This is a genomic window from Paenibacillus sp. LS1, from assembly GCF_026013365.1.
Lineage (GTDB): Bacteria > Bacillota > Bacilli > Paenibacillales > Paenibacillaceae > Paenibacillus.
In genome coordinates this window covers 1-339 of sequence record NZ_JAPDOE010000040.1, presented here as the reverse complement: position 1 = coordinate 339, position 339 = coordinate 1, and the positions used below count along the sequence as shown (strand labels likewise).

Here is a 339-nt window from a genome sequence, read left to right as displayed (position 1 = left end):
TATGAGTCATTAGCTCAGTTGGTAGAGCACCTGACTTTTAATCAGGGTGTCGAAGGTTCGAGCCCTTCATGACTCACCATTATATGCGCGTGTGGCGGAATTGGCAGACGCACTAGACTTAGGATCTAGCGTCTTTGACGTGGGGGTTCAAGTCCCTCCACGCGCATCCCTTATTTGCGGAAGTGGCTCAGCGGTAGAGCATCGCCTTGCCAAGGCGAGGGTCGCGGGTTCGATTCCCGTCTTCCGCTCCAATATTTTGCGCCCTTAGCTCAGCTGGATAGAGCGTTTGACTACGAATCAAAAGGCCGGGAGTTCGAATCTCTCAGGGCGCGCCATTAT

At 53.4% G+C, this 339-nt stretch carries 4 tRNA genes; all 4 read left to right on the top strand.

The window, feature by feature from the left end:
• Positions 1-3 precede the first annotated feature (3 nt).
• Positions 4-79 (top strand) — tRNA-Lys (locus OM416_RS31785).
• Positions 80-85: 6 nt separating this feature from the next.
• Positions 86-166: transfer RNA gene (locus OM416_RS31780), tRNA-Leu, on the top strand.
• Positions 167-176: 10 nt separating this feature from the next.
• Positions 177-251, top strand: a tRNA-Gly gene (locus tag OM416_RS31775).
• Between the two features lie 7 nt (positions 252-258).
• A tRNA-Arg gene (locus OM416_RS31770) sits at positions 259-335 on the top strand.
• Positions 336-339: the final 4 nt, after the last annotated feature.